The organism is Pontitalea aquivivens (assembly GCF_046507575.1).
GTDB lineage: Bacteria > Pseudomonadota > Alphaproteobacteria > Rhodobacterales > Rhodobacteraceae > Pontitalea > Pontitalea aquivivens.
Genome location: NZ_JBKFEY010000005.1, coordinates 65,468 through 84,162 on the forward strand (window position 1 = coordinate 65,468; position 18,695 = coordinate 84,162).

Here is an 18,695-nt window from a genome sequence, read left to right on the forward strand (position 1 = left end):
ACCGCCCGAGTTTAAGGAATGATCGCCCGCCATCCGCCGCAAGTGTTGCACCGGGGATGAAAGAAGATCCGAAGCTCGTCAGGAAAAGTGGCGCATAGGCAATTTCCAAAGGATTGGCCAGTCGTCCGAGGGCATAATTGCCTTGGTCCCGCGGAGCCCTGCGGCCATTTCTGTATCAACCAACCCCGGGCACACACAGTTCGCGCGAATACGGGGTACGAGTTCTGCCGCCAGGCGCGCGTCAGATTGACCACGCCTCCCTTGGACGCGGCATAGACTGACCGAATTTCCATAGCATTCTGCCACCTGCGGCATCAGACCCCGGGATGCGGCAAGTCAGGCCTTCGCAGGGGTTATGCCCGGGACAAAAGGCCGGGGGCCGGCCCGAAGGCCAGCCCATGGCTTACAAGGCCGCCAGCACCAACGGGAATTTCAGCACCGGGTTTTCCCCGCCCTGCATACCCGATCCGAACTCTTTCGAGAACAGCGGCGTGACCACGCCCGGGTCACCGATGTTGCGCAGGAACGGGTTGACCATGATCTGCGTTTCCGATCCCACGCCAAAGACAAACCCCTGTCCGCCGTTCAGGCTGACCCCGCCCAGACGCCGGTTCAGCGGGAAGACATGCCGGGTCGTCAGCGTGATCTCATCCGCCAGATCAAAGCCGATCTTGCCAGTGACAGGCCGCGTCGCGCCCGGCTCGAACCGCCAGGCCAGAACCTGGCCATCCGCGGTCACGTCAAGCTGGCGATAGGCCACCGTCGCCAGCAGGTCGAAGGTGCGCTGACGGAACCAGACATCGCCATTGATCACGATGTCTTCGCCCAGGATACGCGGCCCGGCATGGGTCACCTGCCCCTCGGCAATCCGGGCAAACGCGATGGTCAGCAGACCATCGGCGGTGCTTTGGGTCTCGTCCTCGGGGCGCAGCTTGGCCAGGAAACGGCCCGCCAGCAGCGGACGCACATCCTGGAAAGGATCGGTCAGGTCGATCCGCGGCCCGTCACCGATCACATGCACATCGGTCAGCGCAAAGCCTTCCATCGTGTTGTCGGCCAACATCAGGCGCAGCCCGTCTTCGGGGGTGACGTCGTAAAGGTTGGCGTCCAGCGTGTCGGCGTAAAGCGCGGCCAGCCCCTTGACGTTGCCAAGCCCCAGCCGCAGCGCCGACCCCGCGCCGCGCGCGCGCAGCACCAGACGCTCGGGCGAGGCGACCTCATAGCTGCCATAGCGCGTGGGCACATCATCGACCAGGCGCAGACCAACTTCATCGGCGATGTCGATCGCGCTGCGCCCGACCAGATTGACGTCCAGCATGCCGACCGCATCCAGTGCCAGCGTGCCCGCCGCGCCCAGGACACCAGCGGTGATCCCACCCGCCTCGGCCCGGATCGTGGCATCCCCGGTCATCGAGAAGCCCGCCGCCAGCCGCAGATCGCCTGCGCGTTCGGCATAATCCAGCGTGTCACGCGCCAGGAGCCAGACCTCGGCGCCCGGGGCGGTGTCCGCCCGCATCGCGGTGCCCGCTGCCTCGGCGCCCAGGCGCCCACCAAAGGCGAACAGCTTGATCAGCGATCCGGTCACATCCGGGGTATCGCCCAGCAACGCCCCGCCTGACCCGATGACGACCGTGCCGCCCCCTGCCCCGCCGGCCACCGCGCGGCGCAGGATCGTATCACCGCCGGTATACAGATCGACGTTCCCGGCATTCGCCACCACCTGTTCAACGATGATCGCATCTTCCTCGCGCAGGTGGCTGTCGCCGGTTTCGACCACGCTGTCGATGCGCGCGACCTGCACTCGCAGGCCCGTCGGCCCGGTATTGAGCACCGAGCCAAAACGAAGCACCGCCAGCGCGCCATCGGCATTGGCCTGGATCAACGGCACCGTTTGCGCGCCCACGGCCAGTTGGCCACCCACGGTCACCCGCAGGGCACCATCAGTGGCGTTCAGCGTACGGATCAGGTTGTCATCGCCGATCGTGGCGTTGCCGTCGACCGAAACGCCAACCGTGCCCATATCGCTGCGGACCGCCACGTCGTTGCCCGTCAGCAGATCGGCACCAACCGCAACGCCGACGTTACCATCCGACGATGCAATCACGTTGCGCGCGCCAAGACTGGTCTGACCGGATGCCGTCAGCAGCACGTTACCCCCCGTCGACCGGATCGAGACATCCGCAGCCGTCAGGAAAGTGCCATCGACGCCCAGATCGACATCGCCCGAATCCGAACGGATGTCGGCATCGGCGGTCAGATCCTCGGTCCGCATCCGCAGGTCGCCAGCCTGCGTGGTGATCCCCGCGCCGGCCTTCAGCAAGGTCGCGCCGTTCCGCGCGATCAGGTCCAATGCACCAGTGCCGTTCAGCGTGACAAAGTCGATCGTCACGTCGCGGTCGCGCAATAGAAGCGTGGCATCGCCATCCTGCAGTGTCTCGGCCTGGAAGGCCGCCACGGTCAGGTCCAGCCGGCTGGTGCCACCCATGTGCCGACCGGCGGTCAGCTCGGCCCGTTCGGCAATGATCCGGCCATCGGTCAGGTCACGCCCGGCGGAAAGCTGCGTCAACCCGACCGATTGCGCCAGCCCGACCGACAGATCCTGCGCTGCGACGACATTGGTTCTGGACCCCGCGTTGGCGTTCATCAGCGCATTTTCCAGCCGCAGCGTACCAAGGTCGCTGAGGAAGAGCGAGGTGTCGCGCACCGTTCCCAGCAGATCTGCCGCACGATAATCCAGCACCGCCAGATCGGTGACGATCGGCTTGGTCACCGTCCCGAAGGTTCCGTTCGAGATCACCTGCAAAGTGCCGCCTGCGACATCGATCCCGTCCGAGGCGCTGGTGTCGATGCCCTCGGGCAGGTCCAGCACCAGTATCGCATCGGCACCAAAGACCACCGTATCTTGCGACACAAGCCGCATCAGGCTGCCCGGTGCCAGCACGATCCGGCCACCGCCCGCGATCCGCGCGCGCTCCAGCGGCAGGTCCGAATAGGCCTTGAGGTGCACATCGCCCATTCGCGTGATCACCGTCGCGGTCGCCCCGGTCGTATCATCCATGCGGATGCCCAGAAGCGCGTCAACCGTGCCGATCGAGGCCCCATCCAACAGCAGCGCCCCGCCCGAGATGATGCGCGGCACATCCGCGCCCACCAGATCGGTGATCGCCCCCGCCGCCACCAGCGAAACCGCCCCGCCCGAAAAAATCTCGCGCAGCGGCAGGCCGGACACCGGCGCGTGGACGTAAAGCCCCTTGCCCGCCCGCGCCGTCAACGATCCGCCATCCAGAACGTTGACGGTCAGCGGCTTGTCGGCCGCCCCGATCGCGCCCGCATTGCCCGCTTCCAGAATGATCACCCCGCCCTGCACGGCCTGGCTGCCCGTATCGGCATTGTCGACCATGTTGCCATCGATCCGCAGATCCACCCGGCCGGTGCTTTCCACCCGCGAAATCGTCGCGGGGGTCAAAGCCGACAGGAAGATTTCCTGCGTTCCGGCGATTGCGCGCAGCGAACCGAAGGCATTGCCCGCCCCATCGACCGCGTCGAAGGCAAAGTTCAGATCCTCGTTCTGGCGGATGCGGATCTGGCCGGTCACCTCATCGATGACGATGTCCTGACGCTCGGCGCCGAACAGCACCTCAAGGTCGGCATCGGTCAGCGCGCCGGTGCGCCGCTCGATCACATAGGGGTCAAGCAGTTCGCCGATGGAATCCCGCGCGATCAGGGTGATGTTGCCTGCCGCGCGGACGTTCGGATCCTCGACCCGGATCTGGGTATCGCCGGTTTCGCGCACCCGCACCAGGCCCGCGCGCAGCGACCGCTGCAGAGACTCTTCTGACCAGGCGATGGTGTCGGCATAGACCGCATCCAGATCCGCAGGCGCCAGCGTGATGCGGCGGTTCGGATCATAGGCTGTTTCGGCGGCGTTCCAGCCATCGAACAGCGCCTGACGCTCGGCGACATAGGCGTTGATCCGCGCGTCATCCCAACCCGGGATCACGGTGCCGTTTTCCAGCGTCACATCGCGGCGCAGACCAGCCTCAAGCGTGGGGTCAAGGGTGAAGGTCGCGCTGCTGCCCGCCCCGCGCCGTGCCCAATAGTCGTGGTAAAGCTGGGTGCGGTCGTCTTCGATGTTCGCGATCAGATCCGCGGTGCGGCGCGCGATGGCCTCTTCACCGTAAAGCCCCAGTTCGTCAGCCCACAGCTTGCGCAGTTCCTCCAGCGTGCGGATGTCGCGCGTTTCGACATTGTTGCGGTCCAGAATCGAGCCGTCGCGCGCGATCAGCGTCACATCACCGGCCGAAGAGACCACCTCGCGCAGGCCCAGATCGCCGGTCATTTCTTCGACGAACAGGCTGTTGCGTGCCCGCGCGGTCAGCGTACCGCCGTCGGTGTCGATGCGGAAAGGTTGCGCGCCCGAGGTTCCAAGCCCCCCGTCCTCGGCGGTCAGCACAACGTCGGAACCCTTCACGATGGCCCCGTCGCCCACCTGGACGATGCTGCCTTGCGCGGTCAACCGCACCGTGCCGACCTGCGCAGTGGCCGCGCCCGCAGGCCGGCGCAGCGTTTCTGCACGCACAATGTTCATGTTGCCGCGCTGTTCGCGCACATCGATCAGATCGCCCGCGACCAGGCTCAGTGTGCCGGTGGCGGTCTGGTTCAGGCGGAATTCGCCGTCCACGCCACGGATCGACCCGTTCACCGCGCTCAGCACCGTGTCGGCGGTGCTCAGGATCACATCCTTGGATCCCGTCAGGATTGACCCTTGCAACGAGGTCACATTGGTCGAGCCCAGTTCGTTCAGGATCGCAGTCGAGAAGATCACGTTGCCCGTGGTGTTGATGTTCAGTTCGGCCGTGTCAGCCCCGTTGAAATAGATCGAGATCGGATAATCCGCCTTCAGCCGGTGTTCATAGCGCTGCACCGTGACAAGCGTCTCGGTCCATTCGTAATGCCGCCAGCCCGAACCCAGCTTCCACCAGCGCACCGAGTCATGCGTTTTCACCTCGGGCGACTTGGTGAAGGATTCGACATAGTAATTGCCGCGCATCGCATAGGGATAGTCGCCATAGCCCGCCAGCGAGGCGCCGATATAGGGCGCAGAACCCAGCGACTCGGTCTCATCGGTGGTCATGACGCGGGTGTTGACGACCTTCTTGCGCTTGGACCCGGTAATGCCGATCACGATCAGCTCTTCGCGCTTCATGTCCCATTCGCGCGTGGTGCGTTCGGCGGTGACATAGATCAGGTCACGGTTCTGCGTCGGATCATAGCTGGCCGAGCGCCCGCCATTGGCGGTGGTGCGCGACACCAGATCACCCGGCTTGTAAAGCGTCACCGTGATGTCCGTGCCGTCGGGGTTTTCACCGACCTTGTTGGTATAGGCCACCGTGCCGATCGGGCCCGCGTTGTTATAGACCTCCAGCGCGCCGCCGTTACGGACATAATCGGTGATCAGGAAATTGCCGCCCGCCACCGTCTTCGAGGTGTCGGTGATCCGAACCAGCCCGGCCAGGCCGCGCGTACCGTCCTGCTCTCCGCCCAGGTCGATGCGGCGCACCACCAGATCGGTCGTTGCGGCACTGTTGATATTGACCCGGCCGAACCCGTCCAGCGCCTCGATGCGGCCATTGCCGGTCGAGATGATGTTGCCGGTGATCATCACCGTGCCGCCGCGCACATACATGTCGTCCAGCTCAAGCTGGTCGGTGTCGTAGTTGTAATAGACCTTGACGTTGGTGTTGGCGGTAATGTTGGCCGATTTCGCCACCCGCTCGTTTTCCGGGAAGGCCGTGTCATGGATCAGCACCCGGCCCGAGCGGCCGTTTTCCAGCCGCAGCGCGTTCAGCTCCGCCTCAATTCCGGCCAGGATCGTCACATCGAAGGTGCCGGTGCCCGCCTGGATCAGACCGTTGATGTTCAGCACATCCGCGGTGATATAGACGTTGCGCCCCGCACGCAGCCCGCCCTCGGTCGGCAGCAGCACGAAATCGTCGGGGATGTTGACCGGCCCGGTGAAGGGCGCGCCAGGGCCGCTGACGGGCGTCACCACGAACGGGTTGAAGCGCAGCAGATCCTGCCGGGCGGCAAAGTATTCGGCATATTGCCCCTCGGGAGAGGCGCCGATGTTGCGCACACCCGGCTGATAGCCCACGATCACGTCGGCCTTGGCATTCACCCGGATCGTCCGGGCCGAAATGTCGGCGCGGATGTCCACCGAACCCGCGTTCGAATTCACGAAGGCCTCGCCGCGCAGATTCAGCAGATCGCCGCCCACGATGATCGTGCCATCGCCGCGCGCCCCGGTGTCGGGGGTGAAGGTTACCACCTCGATCTTGGGGTCAGAATCATCCTCGCCCGAAATCATGTTGAAGGCATAGGGGCCCGGGCGATAGCCCGACTGCACCCGCACCTCATCGGTATTGGCCACCAACACGTCATTAAGCGTGATCCGCCCGCCCGCTGCGGTGGGAATGGTCATGCTGTCGGTTTCCAGCCAGGCGCCGCTTTCGATCCAAACCTTGATCAGCGCATCACCCGGCGCGTTCAACTCGCCCGTCTGCGTGCCCTGCACATAATCGGCGCGCATCACGATGTTGCCCTCGACGGCGATGATCGGGTCCAGCTTGACCCAGTCCACCCGCAGCCCGGCAACGCCCGCCTGCCGCGCCCGCAGCGTCGAAAGTTCGGAAATCCAGGCCTGCCGGATCGGATCGGTGCTGGACACCAGATTGCCCGAACCATCGCGCACATCGCCCGCGCTGCTGGTCAGGTAGGGGTTGGCCAGATAGCCGTTGATCTCGTTGATCCGGTTCTGCAGATCGACCGCGGGGGCGACGTTTCGCGTCACCGTCCAGCCGATATCGTCGGCCCAGGCATTGTCATAGACCGCATCGGGGTTGCCCTCTTGCGAGGTCTGGTCGTTCAGCAGCGTGTAGTTGCCCGCGCCGTCAAGGCCCAGGATCAGAACCTGCTTGTTGCGCGACCCGGCGCGGACATGGCCATTGACCAGGATCCCGTCGGTATTGGTGTCGATGCTGCGCCCGGTCTCGATGTCCAGGCTAACGTCGCCCGCGCCGACCAGACCGGCGAAAAAGTTCGCCACCTCGGCCAGTACCTCGCGGTACAGGTCCTTGCCCCGGCCATAGCCCAGCACATCGCGGCTACCTGCTTCGGACAACAGATAGACGTCGCGCACCGAGGTGACCCTGGCCCCCTCGCCGATGTCGACCAGCGAGTTGGTGTTGGCGATCGCATCGGCCACCGGGTCGATGTTGATCGGGAAGGCGGTCTTGTTGTAGGCGCGCGCCTCGGCGCGCAACTTCACGGTCTGCACCGCGTTCTTGACATGGCCCGCCATCAGCCGGACATCGCCCAGTGATTCCAGATCGGCGCCACTGGTCAGCCGGATCGTGTTGGCCGCGTTATAGCTCGCCCGCGTGATCGAGGTCGCCGCCCCCGCCAGACCATAGGATTTGGTATCCACCTCGGACCGCAGATCGGCATTGCCACCATTATAGATCGCCATTTCGCCCAGGCCCAGCAGCGTGGCCGCACCGATCGTCACAGTGGCGTTGTTGGTCCGCACCTGCACGTTGGAATCGCCCACCGGCACCGCCACCGCGCCGCCCGCATCCAGGAACAGCCGGTCCGACAGCACCATGTTGGTCGTAATGCCAAGGTTGAACGTGCCCGGGTTGAAGGCATCACCCGTCTGCACGATCTGCGCGCCCGAATTCACATCCAGATCGGTCGTGGCATCCACCGTCACCCGCGACACCATCGCCGGAACGTCGATCGCCCCGCCCGAAGCCGATTTGATGTTGTAATCGCGATAAGGCCGCGTCACGCCATTGGCGGCGGAAATGTCCAGATCGCGGGCAAAGACCTTGGTCTGCCCGCCGATCGTGGTTCCGACCTGGCTGGCAACCTCGGTCCGGGTCTTCGCGCCCGAGGCACCGATCAGCGCACCCGCGCGGTTGTCCAGCACACTGTCGACGCGCGCCGCATGCCCGGCCGCGATCACGACCGAGGCCGTGTCCGAAGCCACCGTCGCAGCCCCCGTGGTGCCAATGTCGGTACGCGTGCGGGTGCGTACGTTGACCAACGCCTCCGCGCCCGAGCCCTGCACAACCCCGCCCGACCCCGAGGTCAGATCCACCGCCATGTCGGGTGCGTTCGACGAGGTGATGCTGACCGCGCCACGCGCGGCGATTTCGCCCTGTTGCACCGTGGTCACAACCGAGGCGGTCCGCCCCGCCGATTGCCCGGTCTGCGCCAGAACCAGCCCGACCGCCGCAACGCCAAAGGATTTGCCATTGGCAATCGCACGGCTTCTGGCGGCGGCGGCGTCACTCAGGATCGTGACGGTGCCCGCCGCGTTGATCACGCCGCTGATCGTCGTGGCCACGTCATAATCCAGCCAGGCCCGCGCATCCGCACCATTGCCCGACAGGATCCCGCCCGAGGAAGATATTGCCCGCGCCCAGGAATTGGTGCCGCTCAGCGCGTCGATCCCGGTCGAAAGGTTCACCGTGGTCGCGCTGATGGAACCGCCCGCCAGCGTCGTCGCCACGCTGGACGCCATCTGCGCCCGCGCGACCGAAGCCCCGATCGCAAGGCCCCCCGCCACCGAAATCCCTTTGGCATCTGCCTCGGCCCGGGCCTGGCTGCGGTTCGAAAGGGTCAGGCTTTGTGCCCGCACCGTGGTGTTGGTTAGCGCCACGCGCTGTTCGCCCTGGCTTTCGGCCGTGGCAGAGGCGCCGTTGCCCGCCAGGAACGCCCCGCCGGTCGCGCCTTCGGCCTCGGCGCGCACGACGCTTCCATCACGCGCCCGCAGGCTGACGGTCGTCGCCTCGATCCGGCTGGCGGCGCCATCCGTTCCGCCCAGGCTGATCAGCGTCTGACCCTGGTTGCGCACCGTGGCCACCGCGGCGCCCACACCCCCAAGGCCAGAGACCGAAAGGTTGTAGACCTCGGCTTTGACGCTGTCGGTGCGCTCGGCCGTGATCGTCAGCGATCCGGCGCGCTGCGCGCTCAGACCGCCCAGGACCGCGCCGGGTGCAGCCACGATCCGCGCATCGGCGCTGGCCGACACCGCCGAAATCCCGGCCGCAGCCCCCGCCGTGCCCGAGGCCGCGACAGAGGCCACGCGGCTGTCCACCGCAAGCCCACCGTTCAGCCCCGCAATCCGCGAGACAAGCGTGATCGCCCCATCCGAGCGAATCTGCGCATTGCGCCCGATCTGCACGCTGCTGTCGGTCTCGACCGTGACAACCCCGACCGCGGCCGAGATGCCCACCAGCCCGCCCGACAGGCTGCCCACGCGCTGCACCACCTTCAGCTCGCCCAGCGAGGACAGCGTGACCGCGCCCGCAGCCTCCAGCACGGCAGCGTCACCCAGAGACACGCCGATGCCATCCACCGCCGCAACACCAGAGACATCGACCGCCTGCCGCGCCGCCACCATCCGGGCGCGCGTATCCGCGCCGCCCGCATAGGCCGCCAGATCCGAGGCGCGGCCCTTGTCGCCCGCGCTGCCGGTATCCTGATCCTCGTTCAGGCTGCGCTGGATATCGGCCAGCGCCGCATCGCGGTCGGATTTACCGTCCTGCGCAAGACCGCCGATCTCGATCACCGAGGTCGCTGCCGACAAGCCGCCAAGACCGATGCCGCCCACGCCAACGGTTGATGCCACGTCGCGCTGCGCCAGCGCCGCCGCCGTCAGACTGCCCGCCGCGCGCACCTGCGCCCCCGCCCCGATCCGCACGGCGGTATTGGCCGCAAAATTCACATAGTCCAGCGAGGCCCCCGCCCCGACGGCGCCCGCGCCAAGACTGCCCGACTGGCCGGCGATCCGGCTGACCTCGGTTGCGCGCAACCCAAGGTTGCGGCCCGCGCGCACAGTGCTTCCCGCGCCGATATCGACGCGCGTGTCGGACTGCACCAGATTGACATTGGCCGCCAGCGCCACGCCCACAAAACCGCCCGCCGCACTTGCGGCATAGCCTTCGGTTGTGTTTTCGGTGCGCGCGCCCAGCGTCACATCCTGCGCCGCCGACAGCAGGCTGCGCGCGGTCAGCGTCTCGCCGGCGGTCGTGTCGGGACGATCCTCGACCACGATTTCAGAGGTCGTATCAAGCACGTTGATGGTAAAGCCGCCGGCCGCCGCACCGGCGCCGCCCGCAACCCCACCCGCAACGGTGAACAGGTCGGTCCTGGCCAGGGTGCCAAAGCTTAGCGCGCCCGCCGCATTGCGCAGCCCCGCATCCACCTGCGAGCCCAGAACCGCGATCCGTGCCTTTGAAGTGACAACATTCACATCGACACTGCCCGCCGCCCCGACAAAGCCGCCACCGACGCCCAGAACCCAGGCGTCCAGCGCGGTATCGACCGTGGCATTGGCCGTCACATGGCGCGCGGCCGCGACATTGCCAAAGTTCAGCTCGATCTCGGCAGTGCTGGCGATCAGGTTGTTGCCCGAAGCCGCACCGGCCGAATAACCACCGCCGACCGCGACGCCCAGGGTATAGGCCTCGATGTCGTTGACCACATCGGCGCGCAGGATCGTGTCCTGCGCCAGGTTGGCCAGCGGCTCGCCCTCGGCGTCAAAGACCGCGCCGATTTCGCGCGCGGGATCATTGGCCGGATCGGTCTCACCGGCCAGCGGACCGTTCACGATCGCGGCACGGGCGCCGGTACCCCCGCCGATCTGCACGCGCGCCACATCCGACACCACGTTGAAGGTCAAAAGCCCCGACACCGCCGCCAGCAAACCACCGGCCGCGTTCACCGTCACCACATCGATCGTGGTATTGGCCAGCGCGTCAAAGCCCGCCCCGCGGAACGTGCCCAGACGGCCATCGCTGATCGCGGTTTCCCCCAGCGCGATCAGGCGAGAACCGTCCGCGATCCCCGCCGTGATCGCATTCGCGGTTTCATTGACCGAAACCGCAACGCCGATCCCCGCCGCCCCGACCGAAAAGTTCAGGTTCACGCCGGCGCCGTTCGAGTCACCCTGTTCCAGATCGTCTTCGGTGGCCGAAAGGGTGATCGTGTTGGTGCCCGCCGCGCGCACCAGCGCGCTGCCGCGCGTCAGCACGTCAGAGCCGCCGAAACCGGTTTCCGCGCCGGTGTTGCGGATCAGCGCCGAAACGGTGTTCTTCGCGCTGTTGCCGACGCCAGTGCCGACCAGCGCCACACCGATCGTCGCCGCCCCGCCGACCGCGATGCCCGACATCGCGGTATTGGCATTGGCCAGCAGCCGCAGATCACCATCCGCGCGCAAGGTGCTCGCGTCAATATCGGCCAGCACATTCATGCGCGACACGTTGGTGGTCACGCCCATGCCGCCCGCAAAGAAGCCGCCGACCGACAGCGCGCCCGCATTGGCGCTAAGTTTGTTGGACACATCCGCCGCGACCTGCACGGCGCTGGCGTGCACCGTCGCCCGCCGCAGCGCCGCCGTGACGGACCCTTGTGCCACATTCACCGCCACGCTGCCGCCAAAGGCGCCCTTGCCGCCGCCCGCGGCCGCCGCCACGACCGACAGCAGTTCGACTTCGTTGCTGGCCAGCACATCGACCCGGCCCGCATCCCACAGCGGACGCGCCGCGATGGCAGGTTCGGACAGCGCGGTATTCACCCGCACCGCCTCGATCGCGGCCTCGTTGCGATCTGCCAAAACCGACACGCCAAAGGCGCCCCCCACACCGGCCACGCCGCCGACCGCGACGACGCCCGCCAACGCATTGATCGTGCCCGACTGATCGGCGCTGACCAGAACATCGCCGCCCTCGGTCAGCAGGATCGCATCCTCTACCTGACCATCGCCATCGGTATCCGCACCGATCACGCGCGACAACACCGCGCGGTCAAAGACGTTGACCAGGATCGACCCGGCCCCGCCCACGGTGCCCGCGCCGCCAAGCGCCACGCCCAGCGTGTCGATCGTGCCGCGCTGGCTGGCGGCAACGCGCATATCGACGCCATTGGTGCGCGCGGTCGCGGCCTCGGGGATGACCAGCTCGGCCTCGGTCCGGCCAAACAACAGGTTGACGCCAATGCCCACGCCCACGCCCACGTTGCCGCTGGCCGCCAGCGTTCCCGCGAACGAACGGATGTTGGACACTTCGGTTGTGGCGATGTCGATGCCCGCAACCTCGATATCAGGGGCCGACAGCGCCAGCCGCGCGCGCGTCACATCATTGGCCGCATTCAGGTCGATCGAGCCCTGATAGCCCCCGCGATCGCGGATCGCCGCCAGCGCGCCATCGCGCTGCGCATTCGCCTCGGCGGTGCCATCGGCGGCGGGGTCGCTGGTCTCGCCCTCTTCCGGGGCGCTGGCCGCGGGCGTGGCGGTGACCGGTACGCTGGCCGCATCCGATGGCGGCTTGCCGATCTGGGTATAGACGAAGGACCCCGCCACAGCCGTGCTGCCCGAGGCCGCGCCCGCAATGGCGATCGCGTCGATGCTGGCCCGGTTCGAGGCCGAGACATTCAGCGCGCCGCCAAAGATACGCGCGTTGGCGACCAGATCGGTGGTCACCGTATCCTGGATCACCGCAACCGTCACCGCGGCCCCCACCGCCGTGCTGCCCGACCCCGCGGCCGAGCCCGACAGGATGCGGATCGTGCTGGTCTTGTCCGCCGCCAGCGTAATCGCGCGCGGATCGGCGGCCACCGCCGGGGTGTCCGGCGTTTCCGCGATCGCCTCGGTACCCGCGACAAAGCTGCTGCCATCCGCTGTCACGCGGGTCTTGTTGCCGATATAGCCGACCGAGATCGACCCGGCCACCGCCACACTGCCGCCCGAGACCGCCAGCCCGACCGAAAGCGATTCAATCAGCGCCGCATTCGCCGACAGCAGCGACAGATCGCCCCCGCGCGCGGTCAGGCCCGCGCCATTCGCCTGCACGACCGTGTCGTGAACGATGACATTGGCGGCCAGCGCCGCGCCCACGCCCGAGCCGCCCGACGACAGCGCCGCGCCGCCCGCAAGGCTTTGGATCGTCTGCGCGTCGGTCGCCTTCAGCGCCAGCACGCCGCCCGCCTCCAGCGTCGCGCCATTGGCCGAGGTCCGGGTCTGCCCGGTGGACACATTGACCGTCGCCGCCCCGCCGATCGAATTGTTGCCCGAGGCCGAGACCGCCACCGCGGCGGTCTGGATCGTGCCACTGGCCCTGGCCTCGGCCAGGATGTCGCCGCGGGTGGTGATCCGGGCCCCGTCCAGCGTGACGATAGTATCATTGGCGATCAACAGGTTCAGCGTCGCGGCAAAGCCGCCCGCGCCGCGCCCTGACCCGGCCACACCGCCGCCAAGGCTGCGGATGATCCGGGTGTTGTCCGCCAAAAGCTGGACAGACTCCGCCTGGGAAATCGTGCTGCCTTCGACCGAGGTGGTCAACCCCGCCGTGATCGTGTTGCCCGACAGACCGACGCCCACCGCCGTGCCTTCGCCCGCAACGGCACCCGCGACCGCCAGCGTGCCGATCAGGCTTTGGCTTTCGGCGCTGACGTTGACCGCGCCCAGGGTCGGCGCCTCGGTGCCCTCGGGGGCATCGGCGGTCAGATCGCGCGCGGCGACATCGGTGTTCACCAGTTCCGCGCCCGAGGAAATGACAATGACATTGGCCGTCAGCGCACCGCCCACGGCGGTCTTGCGCCCGATCGTCAGCGCCCCCGCCAGCGACCAGATCTGATTATCTTCCACGGCGGTGATCGAAAGGCTGCCCGCCTTGATGCCCATGCGCGGCCCGCTGTCATTGCCGACCCGCGCCTGCGCGCCCCCGGTGATCGTGTTCACCGCAACGCCACCCGCCAGCGCGGTCTTGCCCGCGCCGACCGAGACGGCAAAGCCGAAGACCTGTGCGCGGCTCAGCGCCGCGATCCGCAGCGCGTCCGCCTCGATCAGCGTTGCGCCCGACACGCGGGTCCGGGCACCCCGGTCAACCACGTTGACCGCGATGCCGATACCCACGCCCGCCCCTTCCGAGGCGGTCATGTTGATCGAAACCGCGCCGCCAACGCCCACCGTCAGCGAGCGATCCCTGGCCTCAAGGCCGATATCGCCCACGCCGGTCAGCGTCGCATCCACCACATCGGTGCGCGTCTCGCCGGTCAGAACATTGACCGCTACCGAACCGGCCAGCGTCACCTTGCCGTTCGAGGACCCCGCGCCGCCCACCGCCACGCCCACCACGACCGACGTGTCATCGGCGCGCACGGCGATGCTGTCGGCCGAAATCGTCGCCCCGCGCAGCAATGCCAGCACGTCACGTTCATCCACCGTGACCGCAAAGGCCCCGGCCAGCGCGTTGTTTTTCTGCGTCGTGCCAAGGCCCGCCGAAACCGCGCCAGCCCCGGTGATCCCGTAAGAGGTGTTCTGCGCCGTCAGCGTCAGCGCGCCGGTCAGGTCGATCCGCGCGTTGCTGGCGATCTCGGCCACGGTTTCGTTGCGCAGCATCAGGTTGACGGTCGCTGCCCCCGCTACGCCCCAGCCGGTCTTCGACTGCGCGCCCCCGGAATCGTCAGGCGCATCGACGCCGTTCTGGGCGCTGAGCGCGTCGGTCTCGTCCTCGGCAAACAGCCAGGACGGGATGATCATGTCCTCGTCGTTGGTCTCATCCGCCGGGGGCGTCGGGCTGTCATCAACCGGCTTGCCGCTGACGCGCGAGCCCGCCACCGAGGTAGCCACCGTGATCGCCTGATTGTCGGCGGTGATTGTCAGCGTGTCGGCGATGATGCGCGTCTCGCCCGCGGTGCCCGTCAGCGCCGTGCCGCGATCCGCAGGCCCGATGCCGGCGTAAAGCTGCCGCTTGGCAAAGTTCACAACACCCGAAGCGCCGACGCTGACCGCACCATCCGATCCGGCAAAGGCCCCGGCCAGACCGATGATCACGCTGTCGTCGCGCGCGCCGATGGTCAGATCGCCGGTGGTGACGACCGCCTGATCGGACAGTCGCGCCACAGTGACGTTTTCCACCGCCTGCGCCGCGATCGCGGCGTTGATCGCCACATTGGCGGCTGACCCGCCCGCATAGACCAGGTTGAACACGATAGCGCGGTTGTGCGCGTCAATGTCCAGCGTTTCGGCCGTGATCTGGGCGTTGCCCTCGATCAGCGCCTCAACGCGGGATGCGGTGCGCGCCACAGTCGCGGCCCCGCCCACGGTATTGGCAACGTTATCGTTCGATTCCAGTGGGTTGGTAACGGTACGCAGATCCGTCGGGAAGTTCTGCATATGGGTGTAAAGCCCGCGCTGAACAGCATTGACACTGACCGCGCCGGCCAGCATCGGTTCGCCCTCGGGGTTTTCGGCGGACAGGTCGATTTTCGCCCCGTCACGGATCACCGCGCGCGTGGTGTTGTCTGTGTTGAACACATTGACCGACACCGCCACCGCAAGGTTTTGCGACTTTGTCTCGCCACCCTCGGGGGCATCCACCTCATTCTGTTCGGCATAGGCGCCGGTATAGGTGGTCAGATAATTACCCAGATCGGCGAGCGCCATGACATCGGGCAGTTCCGGGGCGGGGGCCGCCTCGGCGTTTTCGTCAACCTCGCCTTCAATCAGGCTGAATTCCGACACGGCAGTGGCGAAATCGACGAAGGCGTCGCGCACATCGGTGAAGCGGTTGAATTCTGGATAAAGCGTCTGCGCGTTCACGTTGACCGCGGTGGCCTGGGTAATCGTGGCATTGCTGCCGATCTCGGCCACGGTCTCGCCGCTCATCAGCATGACCGAGCCATTGAGGAACACTGCATTGCCGTATTGACCGACCAGATCTTCCTTTGTCACGGTCGGCTGACCCGCTTCGGCGAGCGCGGCGTTGATGCGCGCAAGCTCTGCCTCGGCCACGCGGTCAAGGAAGCCCATCGAGGCGTCGATGTTACGCGACAATTCCGTGCCCCCCTCGGCCGTGCCGGCAAAGCGCAGGACCGAGGTTACATTGACCGCCCCCAGTGTCCCGGTCTGCACCGAGGTCGGCCCCAGCGCCACCAACGCGCGATCGTTGGCCAGATCACGCCACTTGCCACCCAGCGTCGCATAGGTGTCGTCGCGGTCGATCTGCAGGTCGAAGGACAGGCCAAAGGCAAAGCCCGGTTTCTTTTCCTCGTCCGGGTTTTCGTCTTCCTTCTTCTTGCCCGACAGTCGTTCCTTGATCGAATTGGTCACCTCGGTGACCTTGGACTTCAGCGCCGTGACCGGGGCGGTATTGTTGATCGCGGTCTTTAGCGGGTCGGCCAGCCCCAGCGTCGATGATGTGGTATGTGCCTTGCCGAAATACAGCGTCTCGGCATCCAGATTAAGATCGCCCCGGGTACGGATCGTGCCGCCAAGGGCAGCCTCGGTCAGGGCATTGCCGATCTCGACGTTCAGCGCGACAGCGCCCTTGCCATCCATGCCCGCATTCGACACGACCGAGGTCGCATGGTTGCGCGTGCTCAGCGCCGCCACATCCAGCCTGCCCGCAGAGGTGATGCTGCCGCCGTCCACCACCAGCTGGTTGCGCAGCGCATGGACCGCCACGATCACACCAATGGAAATTCCCGCGACCTTCGACGGCGCGATCGAAACGTTCAGGTTCTCGCTGGCCGTGCTGCGCACCGCAATGTCACGCGCCGCCCCCGTCGTCCCCCCGATCGAGCGCAGGTCAGAATTGCGGATCTGCACGCGGGCATCGGTATTGGTGACCGAAACGCCAACGCCAAGCGCATAGGCCTTGGGCGCGATCGCCACATCAGTCTGGGCATGGGCATGAACGAAGATCGCGTCCTGCGAGGGGTCGAAGGCGGTGGGCAGCGTCACGTTGAACGCAGGCCCCGTGGTGCCGAACAACGAAAGCCCGCCTTCCAGAAGGCCGTCCGCCGCAAAGATCCCGCGTGTTTCGGTGTCGCCGGTGAAATCGCTGGCGACCGTCAGCGCCTTGCCCTTCCAGTTGCCGTCAGCGGTGATGTCGCTGTCGGTGATCACGATCCGCGCATCGGCGGCCATCACCTGCACCTGCACGGGAATCGCGGCCTGCAGCGACTGAAGCCCCTGCTCCATCACGCTGATCACGGTATCCTCGACCGTGCCGAGGAAATCGATCAGCTGGTCCTCGACGCTGGCCTGCTGGCCCTCGTAATCCTCAAGCTGCTGTTCTTCCAGCGCGGCGTCATCCGCGCCCAGGATGTTGGCGGTCCTGGCCGTCGCGCTGATCACCACGGCGCCCGCGCTGATCGACGCGTTTTCCAGCCGGATCAGGGCCTTGTTGCTTTCGACATTGATGTTCCAGCGCGGATCGTCGGTCCCATCGCGCGCGATCAGCGCGACCAGCCCGCCGCCCGTGGCCCCCGACCCGGTGGCCCGGATGCTGGACGCGTTCTGCATCACGATCGCCGGGGCCGAGACGACGACGTTCCCGGCAGTGGCCGCCCCGCCGCCGCGGCGGCTGTCGATGGCCGCATTGGCGCGCATCACCACGCCCTCATCGGCCGAAATCAGCAGATCGCCGCCCTCGGTCCGCAAGGTGCCCGTCACCTCGACGGTTTCGCCCGACAGCCAGGAATAGCCGTTAGTCCCACCGCCATGGGTCAGCAGCGCGCCCTGCGCCACGATCGAGGGCGTGGCCAGCGTGACCGCGCCGGACGGATCAAAGGTGGAATCCTCGGCCTTTGCCTCGATGAAAACGAACCCGCCATTGCCTGCGACCGACTGGGCATTGATCACCATCCCTGCGTCCATCCGGGCCGAGCCTTCGGCGAACAGCAGGACCGAACCCGCCGCATCGGCGTTGGCGGCGCCGGTGACGTTGATGACGCCGGATTTCAGCGTGATATCGCCCTCGGACTTGCCCGTCACCACACCGCCCGCGCCGTTGCGGCGCGCGGTGATCTGGCCCGAAATCTCGGTTCCGCCCGTGCCCGAGGTAAAGCGCAGGACACCGCCCTGGGTCGACACACCGCTGGCCTGTTCGATCGCCTCGGTATTGACGACCGACACCACGCCGGCCGCGTCGGGCGCCGTATCGACCACGTTGATCTGCCCGCCCAGCAACATCCGTGCGCCCGCGCGCAGATCAAGGCGGCTGGCGTTGATCACGCCATAGGTTTCGATACTGGCCGCGGACAGATCTTCGGTGCCCCCGAACAGACGCTCGGCATAGCTGGAGTTGCCCGTGGCCGCTTCGTCCAACAGCGCCTGACCAAAGGCCTGGGTCGCGGTCGACATCGTCAGACGGCTGGCATTGATCACGCCGCTGGCGCCGACGACAAAGCCGTTCGGGTCCACGATGAAGACATTGCTGCCGCCCGTGGCGCTGCCCGGCGCGCCGGCGAAGGTGTTCAGCGTGCCGTCAATCCGGCTGGGCGTGCTGCCCACGCTTTGCACCACGTTGACCAGCGCCTTGGCGCCGGTCGGCTGATACAGGTTCACCGTGGTGCCAATGTTTACGTTGAATTCGCTGAAGGCGTTATAGGCGATGCCCGCGCCGCTGACGGTGGTGGTGGTGACGTCGGTGACCCCGCCAGTGGTTGCAACCGTCGTGGCGGTCGCGCCACTGGCGATCACATCGGCATAGGCCGGAAGGCTTGGCGCAACCGCCACCGCAAAGCTGGAGACATAGGCAACCGAACGCGCCAGAACCCCGCGCAGCCTGCCCGCCCTGGCATGAACCAATTGTGCCATGTCCGATACTCCAACCCATCAAACT

Annotated in this window: 1 protein-coding gene; it reads right to left on the reverse strand. The window is 66.7% G+C overall.

What is annotated here, in order from left to right:
• Positions 1–403: 403 nt before the first annotated feature.
• The gene (locus ACK8OU_RS08830; RefSeq protein WP_410303009.1) at positions 404–18,670 is read right to left on the reverse strand and encodes a leukotoxin LktA family filamentous adhesin; all 18,267 of its coding nucleotides are present in this window, start codon (positions 18,668–18,670) and stop codon (positions 404–406) included.
• Positions 18,671–18,695 lie beyond the last annotated feature (25 nt).

Excerpts from the sequence above, each read along its gene's own strand:
- ACK8OU_RS08830 (WP_410303009.1), bottom strand. The coding sequence starts at position 18,670 with ATGGCACAATTGGTTCATGCCAGGGCGGGCAGGCTGCGCGGGGTTCTG.